Raw genomic sequence first — 16703 nt, forward strand, 5'->3', positions numbered from 1 at the left:
TATCAACGCCCTAATTTTCAAGCTTTATAGTAAGGTCTTCCCACTGTTTCATCAACGATTCCAATCGTTTTTTCTTTTTTTGATAGCCGTCAAAAAAATTAGGTATTGCTATGGTTTGATCGTAGTTCATCAGCAATTCATGATCAATGTCTGATATCTCTTTTTCCAGGACCCCTATCTCACTTTCCAAATTACTGAGCTTATTTTTTAGGCCTTTTAACTTTTTCTGATCATGATAGGGTTTTTCAGCTTGAGCAGATTGCTTTTTCTGTGCTGCTTTGACCGATTTCTTTTCAATAGCTCTAAAATCTTCCGCCTTGCGCTCTTCCAGAAAGTAATTGATATCCCCTAAATACTCTTTGATCTTCTTGTCTTTAAACTCATAAACCTTATTGGTAAGGCCTTGTAGAAAATCCCTGTCATGCGAAACCACAATTAAGGTTCCTTCAAAGTTAATGAGGGCCTGCTTTAACACATTCTTGGAAGCGATATCCAAATGATTGGTAGGTTCGTCCATTACCAGCACATTAAAGGGCTGCAGTAACATTTTAGCCAATGCCAATCTGTTGCGTTCACCCCCGGACAGTACTTTTACATACTTGTCTACATCTTCCCCGCTAAAGAGAAAGGAACCTAGAATATCCCTTACCTTACTTCGGTTCTTTTCATTGGCCGAATCGATCATAGTATCCAGGACCGTTTTATTCCCATCTAAGTATTCTGCCTGATTTTGTGCAAAATATCCGATCTGAACATTGTGGCCTAATTTTACATGACCATCATAGGGAATTTCCCCTACCAGTATCTTTGCCAGGGTTGTTTTTCCCTGTCCATTCTGGCCAACAAAGGCAGTCTTGCTATCGCGTTCCAGCAAAAGGTCTATGTCCTTCAATACTTCCTTGGAACCGTAATTTTTAGATAAATTGTCTATTTCCGCCACTATCTTGCCAGGCACCACAGAAACAGGGAATTTTACCTTTAGCACACTGTGATCGGATTGATCTACTTCAATGCGATCCATTCTATCTAACTTCTTTATCAGCGATTGGGCCATGGATGCCTTGGAGGCTTTTGCCCTAAATTTTTCAATAAGTCTTTCGGCCTGCTGAATCTCCCGTTCCTGATTCTTAAGGGCATTCATTTGTTGTCCCTTGATCTCTTGTCGAAGTATCAGAAACTGTGAATAAGGCTTGTTATAGTCATATATCCTACCAAGGGAGATCTCAATGGTTCTGTTGGTTACATTGTCCAGAAACATCTTATCATGTGAAACGATCACTATAGCCCCAGTAAAACCTGTTAAGAATTGTTCTAGCCATAAAATGGACTCAATATCGAGGTGGTTCGTAGGCTCATCCAGCAGCAGTACATCATTCTTCTGAAGTAATAATTTGGCCAATTCGATACGCATACGCCAACCCCCGGAAAAAATATCTGTCTTTTTATCAAAATCTTCCCGCTTGAATCCTAAGCCCAGTAAGATCTTTTCTGTATCTCCCTGATAGTTGTATCCGCCATGGATCTCATATTGATGGGTATAATCATTAAGGTCTACCATCAATTGATGATAGCCATCGCTCTCGTAATCTGTTCTTTCCGCAAGCTGTTCGTTAATATGAGCCAGTTTACCCTCCATGACCTGCAATTCTTCAAAGGCCTTATATGCCTCTTCCAAGACCGTATGTCCCTCATCAAAATCAATATCCTGCCTCAGAAAGCCAATACTGATCTCCTTATCAGAAGCAATGGTCCCCGAATCGGGTGCTGCCTCCTTTGACAACAATTTTAACAAGGTAGATTTCCCCGCACCATTTTTTCCAATGAGTCCCACCCTATCACCAGGATTAAGACGAAAGGAGATCTCCTCAAATAAATATTCGCCGGAGAAAGAAACGGAAAGATTGTGAACATTCAGCATTATTGTATCCGTGGTTACATTGAAGGATAAAGCAAAAAAGTATATTTGCCCAAAATTTGTGCAAATGTTAAAAAAAGGAAACAAACTCTACAGCATTTTAACAGGAAGTTGTCCTAAATGCCATTTGGAGAGCATGTATGCCTATCAAAATCCCTATAGGATGGGCTCACTTTTTGAGATGAAGGAACGTTGTTCTCATTGTAATACCAAGTACAAGATAGAACCGTCTTTCTTTTATGGGGCCATGTATGTGAGCTATGCAGTAGGGATTGCCTTTGCGGTGGCCGCTTTTATCATTTCCTTTTTGTTGTTCAACGCTAGTATAAGTGTCACTTTTATAAGTATTGTGATCACTATGGTGGTATTTTTACCTGTTATTATACGTTTATCCAGAAATATTTGGATCAATATCTTTATGAGTTATGATCCTAATGTAGCAAAGCGCTAATCCTTTCCATATCGCTTTCTAAACCTGGATATATCCATTTCAGGGTTCAATGCCTTGTCATTTTCAATTAAATTATACAAGGCCTTAGATGCGTATGGCGCTATCATGACCCCCCTGGATCCAAATCCATTCAGTACAAAAAGAGAATTATGAACAGGATGCTGTCCTACCAGGGGTCTTCTGTCTGCCACTGTAGGTCGAATTCCTGCCACATGGCGTATCACCTCATATTCACATCTGAGGAAGGTCTTTAACTTTGTTTCCAGTTCTTCCTTCGCCTCTGCAGTAGGCTCGTTGGTCTTATCCTGCCATTTATAGGTGGCCCCTATGCGGTAGGTATCTTCTCCAAGGGGAATAATAAACACTGAAGATTTAATAACATTGGTTTCTTTCAGCGCTGGAGCTTTAACGGTTAGCAATTCTCCTTTGGTGCCATTTAAAGGAAGGTAATTGAAATAAGGATTCTCTTGAAGTCCAAAACCGGTAGCAAATACGAGCTGTCTTGCTCGAATGTCTTTGTACACTACTTCATTATCTTTTATCTCCAGCAGATCGTATTTAAAAGATTCCCTGAGCAGAAGGTTTTTCTCCTCCAGATACTTCCCATAGGTAGAATATAACAAGCGAGTATCAATACGTCCGGTTCTCAGGACCTCACCATATCCCAAAGGAGCGTGAATGTTATTATTTGTATTGGCAATTAGTGTTGTTGACATCAATGCATTCAATGCGGCCTTATCTGAAGCTTCGAACCATCCGTTTTGTTCTTCAATACTGGCAAATCTTCTCAAGACGCGAAGTCTATGATCCAGGGTAACCCCAAGTTTCTCTTCTAGTTTTGAATAAAAGGGCCCCACCAATTTTAATTGTTCGTGGGCCTTCCAGGCAAGCGTAAATCGTTTCAGAATGACCGGGTTGTACAACCCACCTGCCACAATGGAGGCTTGTTGGGAATCATCATTGATCACCCGGAAAGATCTCCCTTCTTGTTCAAGGGTCTCACAAAAGGAAATACCGGCCAAACCGAGGCCTACCACAAGGTAATCTATCATGGCACAAAAATAAAAAACGCCGCTCTGATCGCTTCTTTGATACGATTAGACTCCAGTAACTGAAACAAAGCATTATCGGCTACATAATCATCTATAGAACGGTCTCCGTGAACGTTGTCCTCCCTGTAGATGACCGCGTTAAACCTTCTTGCATTCAACAACATATCATATGTAATAGGTTGAGCAGAATTTCGCTGGTTAAACACCTTGGCGTCATGCAGGATCTTCCTTGCACTTGGAAACCATACCCAGAACAACGCTACCTTATTATCGGCAGGATTCATGGATTCGTCATCCACAAAGTTTACATCCGGAGCTACTGGTGCAATCCCCAGGAGGCGATACTTCAATTCTCCCTGGCGCTTGTCAAAATACCAAATACCTTTTATACGATACTCTTCAATATCTGCCGCAGTGATCTCTCTCCTGTTAACATATTCGGGAGAAAGCGCTTCCCCGGCATTTATCTGTTCGTATCCCAGATCTGTAGTATCTACCCTTGTGAGGGTTGCTTTGAGGTCTTCGAATTTCCTTCTTTCTGTGAAATAGGAATCCACATAGACATCTTTCAGTTTTCCGTTCCTGATATTTTTAAGAAAAACATCATAAAGCGATCTTCTATCAGCTCCTATATCGACGGTATCCGTCGGATAGTAAAGGGCAAAATTTACCCGCTCATCAAGATCGATAACTTCCCAGATGGTCTTGGACCAGAGAATATCTCTATCATCCACATACCCATAATCTAAGGGCACATCATCGTCCATAGCCAACTGATTCTGAGTCTTCTTCCCAATCTCATCAGGTTTCTTGGCATTCAGGATATTCGCCTGAGCCAGGATGGACATTGGTAGCAAAGAAACGGCTCCAACAATTAAAACATTCTTCCAATTCATAAAATTCAATTTTACTAACTATTCTTAGTTTGTGATCTCCACAACAATGGGAGATACTTTCTTAAGCTTATAGGTCTTGTTATTTGTAATATAGGCTTCAATATCAAATACTTGTACAGCATCACCTCTTTTAGCTCTTTTTAGGGCCGACTTTGCTCTACTGTCTAACTTGTTTCCTTTTACAACTACTGAAGGCTGACCAGGTACTTTAAACTTAAATCCTTTTACAGCAAGATTCAGGTCAAAGTCAAAGTCTTCCAACAAGGCTCCAATGGTAGCAATTTCCAGGTTACGACTAGGCATCTTGGCACTTCCAGATTCACCTCGTACAGTTCCTGCAGGTCTTGGAATATCCTTGATCCTGAATGTGGCTGGCGTACTAATACGCTTCCCATCTGGCAATACACCAGAGGCATTGATAGTTACTACTCTTCCTTTTCCAGGATTCATGATGTATTTGCTTCCGCTCAACCTTTTAAGTCCTGATGCACTTGCAGATACTTTATTATCCGGAATACCAGGGATAGAAATGGTCATAGGGTTAGCAACCCCACGGTATACCACATTCATCTTATCGGCAGAGATTACGGCTGCATTTGGCATGGAGATAGTAGAAAAGGAGTTCTTTACCGGAACTTCTGTTTCAACACCATCTTGCATATAAAACAATGAACCTGCAATCTCGTGATCACCAGCGGCTCCTGCACCTATCAATAATTCTACTCCTCCTTCTTTCAGTTTGTAGTCTTTCCCATCAGTCATCTTACGTCCATCAAGGGTCAATTCTGCTTTAACCGGTTTGGCCGATCTATCTGTCTTACCAAGCACAATGCTTCCACTGAACTTTTCACCTGAATAAAAGGCTGATTTTTCAGAGAACAATTGGGTTTCGAAATTTGTCAAAGACACCTGACTGGTTAACTCTCCCTGCAACATAGCTTTTAAAGCAGCTTCTTCTGTTGACTTTATATCTGTTTGAAGGGCAGTTAGATTAGCCAAAGAGGCAATTAAAGGGAAACCTTCATAATGATAATTGATCCAGTCTACTTTAACTCCATCTCTACGGGTAACCTTACCGTTCTCATCACCTGTTTTAAAGCGAGCTTCAACCTGCGCTTTTACTTCAGGGTAATCCTCTCCGATGATAGAAATAACCTGTGAACTATAGTCTTTAATTCTCTTCATGAATTCCTTACCTCCCGGAGCAAGATTATCTCCCTGGAAGAACTTCTGATCCAGATAATCGGCCTTGTCCATTACCTGATAATCCTTAGTATCTTCCACATCTACGGTCATAGATTTTTTAAGATCCTCTAGGTACGTAAAGTAATCCTGTGATAATTCCTTGATTTTCTGAGCATCTTTATAGAGCTCTGAATATTTAGCTGCATCTTCCGATGCTTTGGTCTCTAGACTTACCAAGAAAGCCTGATTGCTTTCCGAAGCCTTTGAATTAGAAGCTTCGAACTTTTCGTTCATTAGGCCAAACGCGGCCAAAACTTCTTTACTCATATTGAGCGCCAGCATTGCGATAAAGATCAAATACATTAAGTTGATCATCTTCTGACGCGGTGTTGCTTTTCCTGATGCCATGTTTTTCTAATTAGTTTTGATTAATAACTTGATTTGGGTTTATAATTCGCGACTAATTAGTTCTTGCTCATAGCAGACAACATACCACCATACACACCATTTAAGGATGAAAGGTTAGAGGCCAACGATTCCATTTGATCTTTAAGGGCACCAGCATTTTGAACAACTTCCTCGTTTATTGAGGCTTGTCTGCTAGCACTATCTAACTGAACTTTATAAAGACTATTCAATGACTCCATCTGGGCAGCTGCCTGAGACATTTCATCAGAATACTTTTTAGTAGACTCAATAGCATCTACAGAAGGAGCAATACCTTTGGCAGCACCTTCAAAATTGCGAATACTATCTCCTAAGCTATTCATCAATTCAACATCGATGTTTGCTTCTTTCAATAATTGATCTAATTTTTTAGATAATAATCCTTCCGCTTCTTTAGCATCAGATTTAGATTTACCTGAAGATTCTCCTCCAGCTAATTCCGGATATACCAAAGACCAATCGAATTCATCATCTACCGGTTCAAATGCACTGATAGCGAAAATAAGGGCCTCTGTTATAAGACCTACAGCGAGAAGTAATCCACCTGTTAGTGGACCAAATTCCCAGTGAAGAATTTTAAATAATGCTCCAATGATCACCACTGACGCACCCAGCCCGTAGGCCATGTTAAATAGTTTTTTTGTTGATTTTGACTGTGCCATAATAATAAGATTTAATTAAGTTTAATAATAAGTATTTGGTTTTTGTTTGATCTTTTTTGGTATTCTATTATTGTGTTGAATCTTCTTCTCCCATGTAATCTTGTACGGTCCTAAAGCCGATATAACTACGGGCAGAATCTCTGTATTCATAATCCCTTGTACTTACCTGCAAGAAGTAAGCAACATCTTTCCAGGATCCGCCTCGAATCACTTTCCGGGCATTTTCACCAGAATCCGCATTAGGGTTCATAGTAGATGCATACTCATAAGAACCTGGGAAATAACTACTGTTTGTCCATTCCGAAACGTTTCCTGCCATGTTGTACAGGTTAAAGTCATTGGGCTCATACGACTTGGCTTCTACTGTATAAAGAGCAGCATCTGCAGCGTAATCGCCACGTTGTGGTTTAAAGTTTGCCATAAAGCACCCTGTATCACTAATTACATAAGGACCACCCCAAGGATATGTACCTCCTTCAATACCTCCTCTTGCGGCATACTCCCACTCTGCTTCCGTTGGTAAACGGAACTGATTAACAAACTGATTGCCTCTACTTTTTTGATCGTCATTCTTGAATTTGGTTCTCCAATGACAGAAGGCTTTAGCTTGCTTCCAGGAAATACCTACAACAGGGTAATCACTATAGGCATCGTGCCAGAAGTAATCATTGTGCATAGGTTCATTATAAGAATATTCGAAATCGCGGATCCACACGGTTGTATCCGGATAGATCTCCAATTCTTCAGTCTTAATAAATTGTTTTCTTCGCGTATCTCTGGTTCTGGCCGCAGCCTCTATATCCATCCAGGTATACTTATACTTTAATTTGGAAACGTCTATAATACGCTGTCCATTATAAGACTCCTCTTCAGGAATATATAATGAATCCATAATCTCGGCATAATACTCATCCGGATAATCTGAGGTATCCCAAACTAGATCTTCTTCCGTATTTAGCTTAAAGCCCTCGTATCCTGTCTCACCCATACCCGAATAATTATCGAGCATATATTTTTCATAGACAGACATTCTGGTGGTATCTGCACTTTTAAATGCAAATTCTCCAATTCCTCCATCTTCCTGACTCAACCCTAATTCATCAGCTAATATAGCCAGATTGGTCCTCACGATAGAATCGCGAACCCATTGCACAAACTGGCGATATTCACTGTTGGTTATTTCTGTATCGTCCATATAAAACGATCTAACAGTAACTGTTTTGGTAGGGGCATTGAGAACCTGCGCCATATCTTCCTCGCTTTTACCCATGATAAATGCGCCTCTTGGTATGAGCTCCATTCCATAGGGTTTTTCGGGGTACCATTTTTTACCTTGGACGCCCACTAGTTCTCCTTTTGTTTTTGAACCACAACTCGAGAGTAAAAAAACAAACGCTATAGATAACAACAATAGCTTCTTCATACTTTAGGTTAAATTTCGATTTAGACTTTAAACAGTATTGACAATTATATTCTCTAAAACTACTTTTTGAATAAATTATTGTACGTTACTGGCCTTCCTTATAAAAAAATCACGTTTAGTTTAAACCTTTCTTATAGGCCTTAAACCACCGCTCAGGAATAATCTGGTCGCATGCGTCTAAATAATCCTGCTCAGTGCAAGGTAATAACGCAGGTGAATTTGATTTAGTATGTGAAGAAACAAAAGGTGGTACTTCTACCCACCACCTTTGGGTAAGTTGACTTTTAAAGAATACCAATTCCTCGGTGTCTGTTGGCACTATAAACTTTGTGAAGTCCTTACTGCTGGCACTGGGCCGTTCTTTTATCCTGAAGTTGTAGCCTTCCATGAAGTACCAGATGATCTGGGCTACCAATTGGTAGGATTGCGGTGTATTCTCGCTTTCATAGATGCCAAAAACGGCTACGTTTTCACTGATCCCTGCATATCTAGCGATTGTACAGATCTCTCTTCCGTCAAAGCCATTTGGTGAAAAGTTCGAGGATAGCCCAATTTCACTAGCCTTAATAGCCCTGACATCCAGACTAACAATATGGGCATTTCTCAATACGGGTTCTGCCAGAGAAATATCTGAAGTGATCGCTCCTAAACGATAGGCATCAAAAAAAAGCCTTTCCATAAGATCTATCTCTTCCTGGGCATTGAAATAGCTTTGGTACCCTATATTGGAGAAATTAAAAAGATTGTTGGGCTTATCTGTGATGATCTTACTCATGTAAGAGCTGGAAGAAATAAGCTCCTCGTCTGCGCCAAAATCGAATCGGCTATCCACAGACACCAGGTTGATCATGGTCTTTATTTTATCAAAAGCTCGGTAAGTAGGATAGGTAATGTCCTGGGTGGCACCTATTATTATAGGTATAACATTTTCCTCTAGTAGTTCGGCAACAATTTCCTTTACCACAAAATACGTGTCCTCCACCGTCTCGCCTTCTTCCACATTTCCAAGGTCTACGATATTTACATTCCAGTTCCCCATCATTAGCTTATAGAGCTGTATGCGGATCTCTACAATGGCCAGTTTATCCGGTTTCTTCTCAAAAGCATTTCGGGATTCGTTGACCCCCATTATAGCAAATGATGCATTGGCGAGTACAGGGAGACCATCTCGATTGGTATGCTTAAAAACATTTTTTCCGAGAGACTGCAGTGGCAACAACTCACAGTGAGCGAGGGCCTTGTCTTCTACCGGTACTAAGAAATCGAATGCCATAGGATGACAGAAAAGGAGGGTTACTTACTTTTTTTCTTGGGTTTTTTCTTTTCAAGAAGACCCTGAGCATCTTCCAGACTAAAATTGGTGACATCTACTTCCTTCCCAAGTTCTGCCTTCAATTTACCTTTTATGATCTGGTGCCTGCCCCAACGTGCTTTTTCTATGCGAATGCCTTCTTTGGGCCATTCCTTTACTACGCGTTCTGATTCCTTCTTCTTTTTAGCCTCAATTAATTCGGCTATATCATCTACAGATAGGTTATCAAAATCGTATTTCTTATTAACATTGATAAACATGCCATCCCATTTAATAAACGGTCCAAATCTCCCCGTTCCTTTGGTGACATCTTTTTCTTCGTAGGTAGTGATGGGAGCATCTGCCTTTTGTTTGGCCTTGATCAATTCAATAGCCCTGTCCAAGTCTATATCCATGGCACTTTCTCCACTCTCCAGAGAAACAAATTTCTTTCCGAAGCGAACATAAGGACCATATCTACCTACATTGGCCGCCACTTCTTCTCCTTCAAAAACCCCTAATTTTCTGGGGAGTTTAAAAAGTTCCATGGCATCTTCAAAAGTGACAGTAGCTATAGATTGGTCTGGGAGCAAACTTGCAAATAATGGCTTTTCCTCTTCCTCTACCGTACCTATTTGAACCATAGGGCCAAAGCGACCTAAACGCACAGACACTTGTCTTTTTGTTTTTGGATCTGTTCCCAGGATACGTTCCCCACTTGCGCGTTCGGCATTTTCCTCTACATCGACCACATTGGGGTGAAAGTCCTTGTAAAAATCTTTCATCACCTTTTTCCAATCTTCTTCCCCGGAGGCGATCTCATCAAAATCTTTCTCAACCTTCGCTGTAAAATGGTAATCCAGGATCTTGCCGAAATGAGCCACCAGGAAGTCATTCACAATAAGACCAATATCTGTAGGTACCATTTTACCTTTATCAGAACCTACCGTTTCGGTTAATTGCTTTTCATTGATAGAATCGTTTTCTAAAACTAATTGGGCATACCCTCTTTCAGTACCATCAACAGTCCCTTTCTCAATATAGCCTCTGTTCTGAATTGTAGAGATCGTTGGTGCATAGGTTGAGGGTCTTCCAATTCCCAATTCCTCCAGCTTCTTAACCAAGGTTGCCTCTGTATATCTGTATGGAGGTCTGGTAAATCGTTCTGTGGCGGTTATATGGGTATTGAATAAAGTATCGGCTACTTTCAAAGCTGGGAGCATGCCTTCCTGCTCTTCTGACAGATCTTCCTCGTCTTTCCCCTCCAGATATACTTTTAAAAATCCATCAAACTTAATCACCTCGCCATTGGCAGTAAATTCTTCCTTATGGGTATTGGTCTTGATCTTTACGTTGGTACGTTCTAATTGGGCATCGGCCATTTGAGAGGCCAGAGTTCTCTTCCAGATCAGTTCATACAACTTTGCCTGGTCTCGTTCCACCTTTGGGGATTGAAGGGTCATATCTGTTGGGCGTATGGCCTCATGAGCTTCTTGAGCCCCTTTACTCTTCCCTTTATAATTCCGGACCTTGCTATATTTTTCGCCATAATTAGTAACAATGGCTTGCTTAGCTTCATTAATGGCTTCTTTAGACAGATTTACACTATCTGTTCTCATATAGGTGATCAACCCGGCCTCATATAATCGTTGTGCCACTTGCATGGTCCTGCCTACCGAGAAATATAATTTTCTTGAAGCTTCCTGCTGCAATGTTGAGGTTGTAAAAGGAGCTGCCGGGGATTTTTTGGCGGGTTTCTTGTCCAGAGAGGCGACTGAAAAGTTCGCCTTAAGATTCTGTTTTAAAAAGGACTCTGCTTCCAGTTTCGTTGCAAAGGTCTTTGAAAGCTTTGCACTAAAAACCTCTGCCTTTTCTGTTTTAAATTCCGCATTGATCCTAAAAGATGCCTCTGGACTAAATGCCTCTATAGATCGTTCCCGTTCAACAATAAGTCGGACAGCCACAGATTGCACGCGCCCTGCAGAAAGACCTGGCTTAATCTTTTTCCATAATACAGGAGAAAGTTCATAACCAACCAATCTGTCTAAAACTCTTCTAGCCTGCTGGGCATTTACTAAATCATAATTGATCTCCCTTGGGGTTTCTATAGCTTTCTGTATAGCAGATTTTGTAATGGAATTAAAAACAATCCTTTTGGTCTTGTTCTTATCCAGACCTAAGGTCTCTGCTAAATGCCAGGAGATTGCCTCTCCTTCCCGGTCCTCATCACTAGCTAACCATATCATATCTGCCTTGTTGGCCAGATCCTTTAATTTTTTAACCAGTGACTTTTTATCTTTATCAACGATGTATTTGGGTAGAAAATCATTCTCCACGTCTACCCCCAATTCCTTGGAAGGAAGATCAGCAATATGCCCAAAACTCGATTCTACCTTAAAATCCTTACCCAGAAATTTTTCAATAGTCTTCGCCTTGGCGGGTGATTCCACAATTACTAAATTCTTAGCCATTCATTGATTTTTGAAGTCACAAAAGTATAGCAAAATTTTGATTTGCTTTCTTTTATCCAAAACGAGGCATAAAATAGCTCTTGAATTTCGCAGATGAAATTGCTTTTAGGAGTGCGTAATTAATTAAGGGACATTGAACTAATGAGTTCAAGGCTCATATCAGAATACGAATACTGATATAGGGTTCCCTCACCCACCATCAGAAGATGATCCTGTAAAGGAATTACATCGAAAGTAGTAATGTCCTCAAAATGCTGTAGCGCAATAAGTTCAGGAACATTAGTTGTATCATACACTTTTAGGCCAAAACTCCCGTCGCACACAAAAAGGGTATTGTTCATAATGCCTAACCCGTATGGTTCTTCCATTGGGTAATTGGCCGTAAGTGATGGATTGGAAATATCGGAAATATCTACCAGAAACAAGCCGCTTTCAGTAGCGCCACAGCCATTTCCGCCTCTCAAAGTAATATAGGCATAGTCACCATCTACCACAACAGGATCGCAGGCAGTACCATGCTGAAATTCAGAGATAAAGCTGGGATTGGAAGGTTCCGTGATATCATAAATATACATCCCGCTTCTGCTGCCTAAAAATAATTGATCCCCTCTGTTAAAAATGGTCTCAATATCGAAACCGGCATACACATCTTCCATATCCTGAGGATTCGCAAGATCTGATATTTCAAAAATATTGATGCTGTGGTTGTCCACGGCATATAAATAATCTGCCACGATCTTAAAACGGGCCAAAGAACCACCTTGTCCTACACTGTTCTCAGCTGCATTGGCCATTAAGATGTCGTCAAAGCGCTGTTGTACCTCCTCCACCAATCTGCGTTCGGTGACTACTTCCCAACCTATAAGAATACTATCGGGATTTCCCCAGTCATCGTATTCAAAAATATCGGCTTCCAGCGGCCATACCACATTATCTCGCAAGACATTCTCCAGGCGATTAACAATTTGAATGTTGTTGATATCAGATATATCAAGGACTATCAAGTCTGTTAGACTATCGGCATAGAGGAAATTGTTCTTAATTGAAATATCAACATTTCCTGCAATTTTTATAAAAGACACTTTTCTTGGCGAAGCAGGGTTGCTGTTATCAATGACGTGCACTCCCCTAAACTTATCATTTACAAAAATATAATCCTGATAAGCATATATCTTTCCCGATTCTGCAATGGGTTGAGGGCTTACTATATCTACACCGTTCTTGAATTCTTGAATGGAGATCGTCAAAGGACGAGCCACCAGATAGTCTGCGTATTTTCCGGGATCCTCTTCAGTACAGGAAAGGAATCCGAAAACGATAAAGCAAGAGAATAAGATTTTAAGGGATTTCATAGCCATAAGATTAAAAGGTTAGGTATTTGGATAGATACGTAAAAAGTAGGCACGTTGCGTTCAATTTTAAGAAAATATTTAACTGTCATATTGTCATAAAAAAGGATAATGTGCTACCTTTGCGGTCCTTAAGTGAGTGGCTATCGCAAACTATACAATGGAGAAAGTAATAGATGAAAGTGTTCAGGGCTCAGCTCTTATCACAGACTTAGCGGATCAAAATAATCGGAAGTTATACATAGAGAGTTACGGCTGTCAGATGAACTTTTCTGACAGCGAGATCGTGGCTTCCATACTGGCTACTGAAGGTTTCAATACGACAGATCAATTAGAAGAGGCAGACCTTGTGCTTGTCAATACCTGCTCTATCAGGGAAAAAGCAGAATCCAATGTTCGTAAAAGGCTCGAAAAATTCAATGCGGTTAAAAAGACAAAACCACATATGAGGGTGGGCGTATTGGGCTGCATGGCGGAGCGACTCAAAAGTAAATTGCTGGAAGAAGAGAAAATTGTAGACATGGTAGTGGGTCCGGATGCCTATAAAGATCTTCCCAATCTTATTCGTGAAATAGATGAGGGCAGAAATGCCGTCAATGTTATACTTTCCAAAGATGAAACCTATGGTGATATAGCACCCGTGCGATTAAATTCCAATGGAGTTACAGCATTAGTATCTATTACCAGAGGATGCGATAATATGTGCACCTTCTGTGTAGTGCCTTTTACAAGAGGCAGAGAACGAAGCAGGGATCCTCAATCTATTGCTCAAGAAGTAAACGAATTATGGGAACAGGGATATCGTGAAGTAACACTGCTGGGGCAGAATGTTGACAGCTATCTTTGGTATGGAGGCGGTTTAAAAAAAGACCTCGACAAAGCTTCAGAAATACAGAAAGCCACAGCCGTAGATTTTGCAGGACTTTTAGCGTTGGTGGCTGAGTCACAGCCAAAAATGCGTATCCGATTCTCCACCTCTAATCCGCAAGATATGACGTTGGAAGTGGTGAGGACCATGGCGAAATATCAAAATATTTGCAGCCATATTCACCTGCCAGTACAAAGTGGTAGCAACCGCATCTTAAAAGCCATGAACAGGCTTCATACCCGTGAGGAATATATGACCCTAATAGACAATATTCGCAGCATCATCCCTGATTGCGGTATAAGTCAGGATATAATCGCAGGCTTCCCAACAGAAACTGAGAAAGACCACCGGGATACACTTTCCTTAATGGACTATGTGAAATACGACTTTGGATTTATGTTCTCCTATTCGGAAAGGCCGGGAACCATGGCTGCCAAGAAATTAAAGGATGATGTTCCGGAGACAATTAAGAAAAAAAGGCTGCAGGAGATCATTGACCTGCAAAGAAAACACTGCTTATACAGAACCAAACAATATTTGGGCAAAACAGAAGAGGTGCTTATTGAAGGCTCTTCGAAGAAGTCGGACGCCCACTGGATGGGTCGAACCTCTGCCAATACGGTGGTAGTGTTTCCAAAGAAGCATTACAAGGCTGGGGACTTTGTCAATGTAAAGATCAAGGATTGTACCTCGGCCACTCTTTTTGGAGATGCCGTTGGCCTAACAGAAAATAACGGATAATGGAAAGTGTACAAGCCATAAAACAACGTTTTGGGATCATAGGAAACGATCCTAAATTGAATCGTGCCCTTGAAAAGGCTTTACAAGTGGCTCCCACAGATATTTCTGTGCTAGTCACGGGAGAAAGTGGGGTTGGTAAGGAAGTGGTGCCTAAGATAGTACATGCGCTGTCTCACAGAAAACATTCAAAATATATTGCGGTAAACTGCGGTGCTATTCCTGAAGGCACCATAGACAGTGAATTGTTTGGTCATGAAAAAGGATCGTTTACAGGAGCTACTCAAACCCGCAGCGGGTATTTTGAAGTGGCAGATGGGGGTACAATATTCCTGGATGAGGTAGGTGAACTTCCCCTTACTACCCAGGTACGTTTATTGCGTATCCTGGAGAATGGAGAATTCTTAAAGGTAGGTTCCTCTCAAGTTCAAAAGACCAATGTCAGGATTGTTGCGGCTACCAATATGAATATGATAGACGCAATTAAAAAAGGAAAGTTCAGAGAAGATCTGTACTACCGTTTAAGCACAGTGGAGATCCATATTCCACCATTGCGCGACCGAAAGGAAGACATTCATCTTCTGTTCAGAAAATTTGCCTCAGACTTCGGGCAGAAATATAAAATGCCCACTATACGGTTGGATGATGATGCAGTGCAGCTCCTCGTAAAATATCGCTGGCCGGGAAATATCAGACAATTGCGAAATGTTGCAGAGCAAGTATCTGTATTGGAAGAAAGCAGAGCTATCTCACTCTCAACCTTGAACGGATACCTTCCTCATGCAAATGATTCCAATTTACCTGCTGTAATTGAACGTGAATCAAAAAAAGGTGATTTTAGCAATGAGCGAGAGATCCTCTACAAAGTGTTGTTTGATATGAAGGCAGATCTGAACGATCTCAAAAAATTGACCTTGGAAATGCTCAATTCCGGAGATTCGGATAAAGTTCAAGAAGAAAATGAAACGCTAATACGGAAAATATACGGGTCTAACGGTGAAGAGGTGGAGGAGGAAGAAGCAGCGCCTGTTGAACTATTGCCCCCACATGAGGACAGGGATGAGAAACCGAAGGAAATAGCACAGGAAGATAAGTATCATTTTGCCGAGGAGATCCAAGAAGAAGAAACCTTATCTTTACAAGCAAAGGAGATTGAGCTTATCAAAAAATCTCTGGAACGCAACCGCGGGAAACGAAAGGCGGCTGCTTCGGAATTGGGAATCTCTGAAAGAACCCTGTATCGAAAAATCAAACAGTACGATTTATAGTGAGAAAACGACTTAGCATTCTTTTATTGTCTTTTTTGATTAGCTCCTTTTTTGTTGGCTGTGGTGTTTATAATTTCACAGGTGGAGATGTTGGGACGGCCAAAACATTTACCGTGAACTATTTTCAAAACTATGCTTCTCAAAGTCCGGGGTCTACATTCGATCCTGGCTTAGACAGAGAATTCACCCTCTCCTTGCAGGACCTTATCTTAAATCAAACCAGCCTGGATCTGATATCCTCTAATGGAGACCTGCTTTATGAAGGGGAGATCGTAGAATACAGAGTGTCGCCAATGTCTGCTACCGCCCAACAGAATGCCGCACAAAACAGACTTAGTATTTCGATAAATGTTCGATTTTTCAATAAGACCAAGGAAGGCGCCGAGTTTGAAAAGCGGTTTTCCTTCTTTTATGATTATCCGGCTACGTCACAATTAGCCTCTGTACGAGATGAAGCGCATTTAGTGATCTTTGAGCGTATCAATCAAGATATATTTAATGAATCCCTGGCAGACTGGTAGAACATGAAGGTAACAGATTTTACATATCTATTGCAACATCCGGACAAGGTGGTAGAACCCATCCAAACTCGGCAATTGGAAGAGGTAGTAAATGAATATCCTTACTTTCAGGCTGCTCGTGCCTTACAATTAAAAGGACTGAAAAACCTCAACAGCTTTAAATACA

General features: G+C 41.0%; 13 protein-coding genes. 4 read left to right on the forward strand and 9 right to left on the reverse strand.

What is annotated here, in order from left to right:
- Nucleotides 1–10: 10 nt before the first annotated feature.
- On the reverse strand, nt 11–1918 hold the full coding sequence (locus Q0X72_RS01895) for an ABC-F family ATP-binding cassette domain-containing protein (protein WP_297761234.1): 1908 nt from the start codon (nt 1916–1918) through the stop codon (nt 11–13).
- Between the two features lie 64 nt (nt 1919–1982).
- On the opposite strand from Q0X72_RS01895, the gene Q0X72_RS01900 reads away from it, so the two are divergent.
- Entirely contained in the window at nt 1983–2366 is a 384-nt protein-coding gene (locus Q0X72_RS01900) for a DUF983 domain-containing protein (protein WP_297761237.1), read from the forward strand.
- On the opposite strand, the gene Q0X72_RS01905 is transcribed toward Q0X72_RS01900, so the two are convergent.
- From Q0X72_RS01905 to Q0X72_RS01940, 8 genes are all read right to left on the reverse strand, one after another.
- Nucleotides 2363–3418, reverse strand: coding sequence for an FAD-binding oxidoreductase (locus Q0X72_RS01905; protein ID WP_297761240.1), 1056 nt, complete (start codon nt 3416–3418; stop codon nt 2363–2365). The genes Q0X72_RS01900 and Q0X72_RS01905 overlap by 4 nt on opposite strands.
- Entirely contained in the window at nt 3415–4314 is a 900-nt protein-coding gene (gldN, locus tag Q0X72_RS01910; RefSeq protein ID WP_297761243.1) for a gliding motility protein GldN, read from the reverse strand. Before gldN ends, Q0X72_RS01905 begins: the two co-directional genes overlap by 4 nt.
- A gap of 24 nt (nt 4315–4338) precedes the next feature.
- Entirely contained in the window at nt 4339–5907 is a 1569-nt protein-coding gene (gldM, locus tag Q0X72_RS01915; RefSeq protein WP_297761245.1) for a gliding motility protein GldM, read from the reverse strand.
- A gap of 56 nt (nt 5908–5963) precedes the next feature.
- Complete coding sequence (gene gldL / locus Q0X72_RS01920) at nt 5964–6608, reverse strand: gliding motility protein GldL (RefSeq protein WP_297761248.1); 645 nt, start codon at nt 6606–6608, stop codon at nt 5964–5966.
- A 67-nt stretch (nt 6609–6675) separates the two neighbouring features.
- A complete protein-coding gene (gene gldK / locus Q0X72_RS01925) occupies nt 6676–8031 on the reverse strand; it encodes a gliding motility lipoprotein GldK (RefSeq protein WP_297761251.1) in 1356 nt (451 codons plus the stop codon).
- Between the two features lie 115 nt (nt 8032–8146).
- Nucleotides 8147–9304: a formimidoylglutamase gene (locus tag Q0X72_RS01930; protein WP_297761254.1), complete on the reverse strand. Its 1158-nt coding sequence runs from the start codon at nt 9302–9304 to the stop codon at nt 8147–8149.
- A gap of 20 nt (nt 9305–9324) precedes the next feature.
- Nucleotides 9325–11793 (reverse strand): type I DNA topoisomerase, encoded by a 2469-nt coding sequence (gene topA / locus Q0X72_RS01935; protein WP_297761257.1) that lies wholly within the window; start codon nt 11791–11793, stop codon nt 9325–9327.
- Nucleotides 11794–11912: 119 nt separating this feature from the next.
- Nucleotides 11913–13145 carry a hypothetical protein gene (locus Q0X72_RS01940; RefSeq protein ID WP_297761259.1) on the reverse strand — a complete coding sequence of 411 codons (1233 nt, stop codon included), beginning with the start codon at nt 13143–13145 and terminating at the stop codon, nt 11913–11915.
- 157 nt (nt 13146–13302) lie between these two features.
- On the opposite strand from Q0X72_RS01940, the gene miaB reads away from it, so the two are divergent.
- The 3 genes from miaB to lptE are packed head-to-tail and all read left to right on the forward strand — an operon-like array spanning nt 13303 to nt 16537.
- Nucleotides 13303–14751, forward strand: coding sequence for a tRNA (N6-isopentenyl adenosine(37)-C2)-methylthiotransferase MiaB (miaB, locus tag Q0X72_RS01945; RefSeq protein WP_297761262.1), 1449 nt, complete (start codon nt 13303–13305; stop codon nt 14749–14751).
- Nucleotides 14751–16016: a sigma-54-dependent Fis family transcriptional regulator gene (locus Q0X72_RS01950; RefSeq protein WP_297761265.1), complete on the forward strand. Its 1266-nt coding sequence runs from the start codon at nt 14751–14753 to the stop codon at nt 16014–16016. The genes miaB and Q0X72_RS01950 overlap by 1 nt, the downstream gene beginning before the upstream one ends.
- The gene (lptE, locus tag Q0X72_RS01955; RefSeq protein WP_297761268.1) at nt 16013–16537 is read left to right on the forward strand and encodes an LptE family protein; all 525 of its coding nucleotides are present in this window, start codon (nt 16013–16015) and stop codon (nt 16535–16537) included. The genes Q0X72_RS01950 and lptE overlap by 4 nt, the downstream gene beginning before the upstream one ends.
- Nucleotides 16538–16703: the final 166 nt, after the last annotated feature.

This window comes from uncultured Muriicola sp., assembly GCF_947258935.1.
Classification (GTDB): domain Bacteria; phylum Bacteroidota; class Bacteroidia; order Flavobacteriales; family Flavobacteriaceae; genus Muriicola.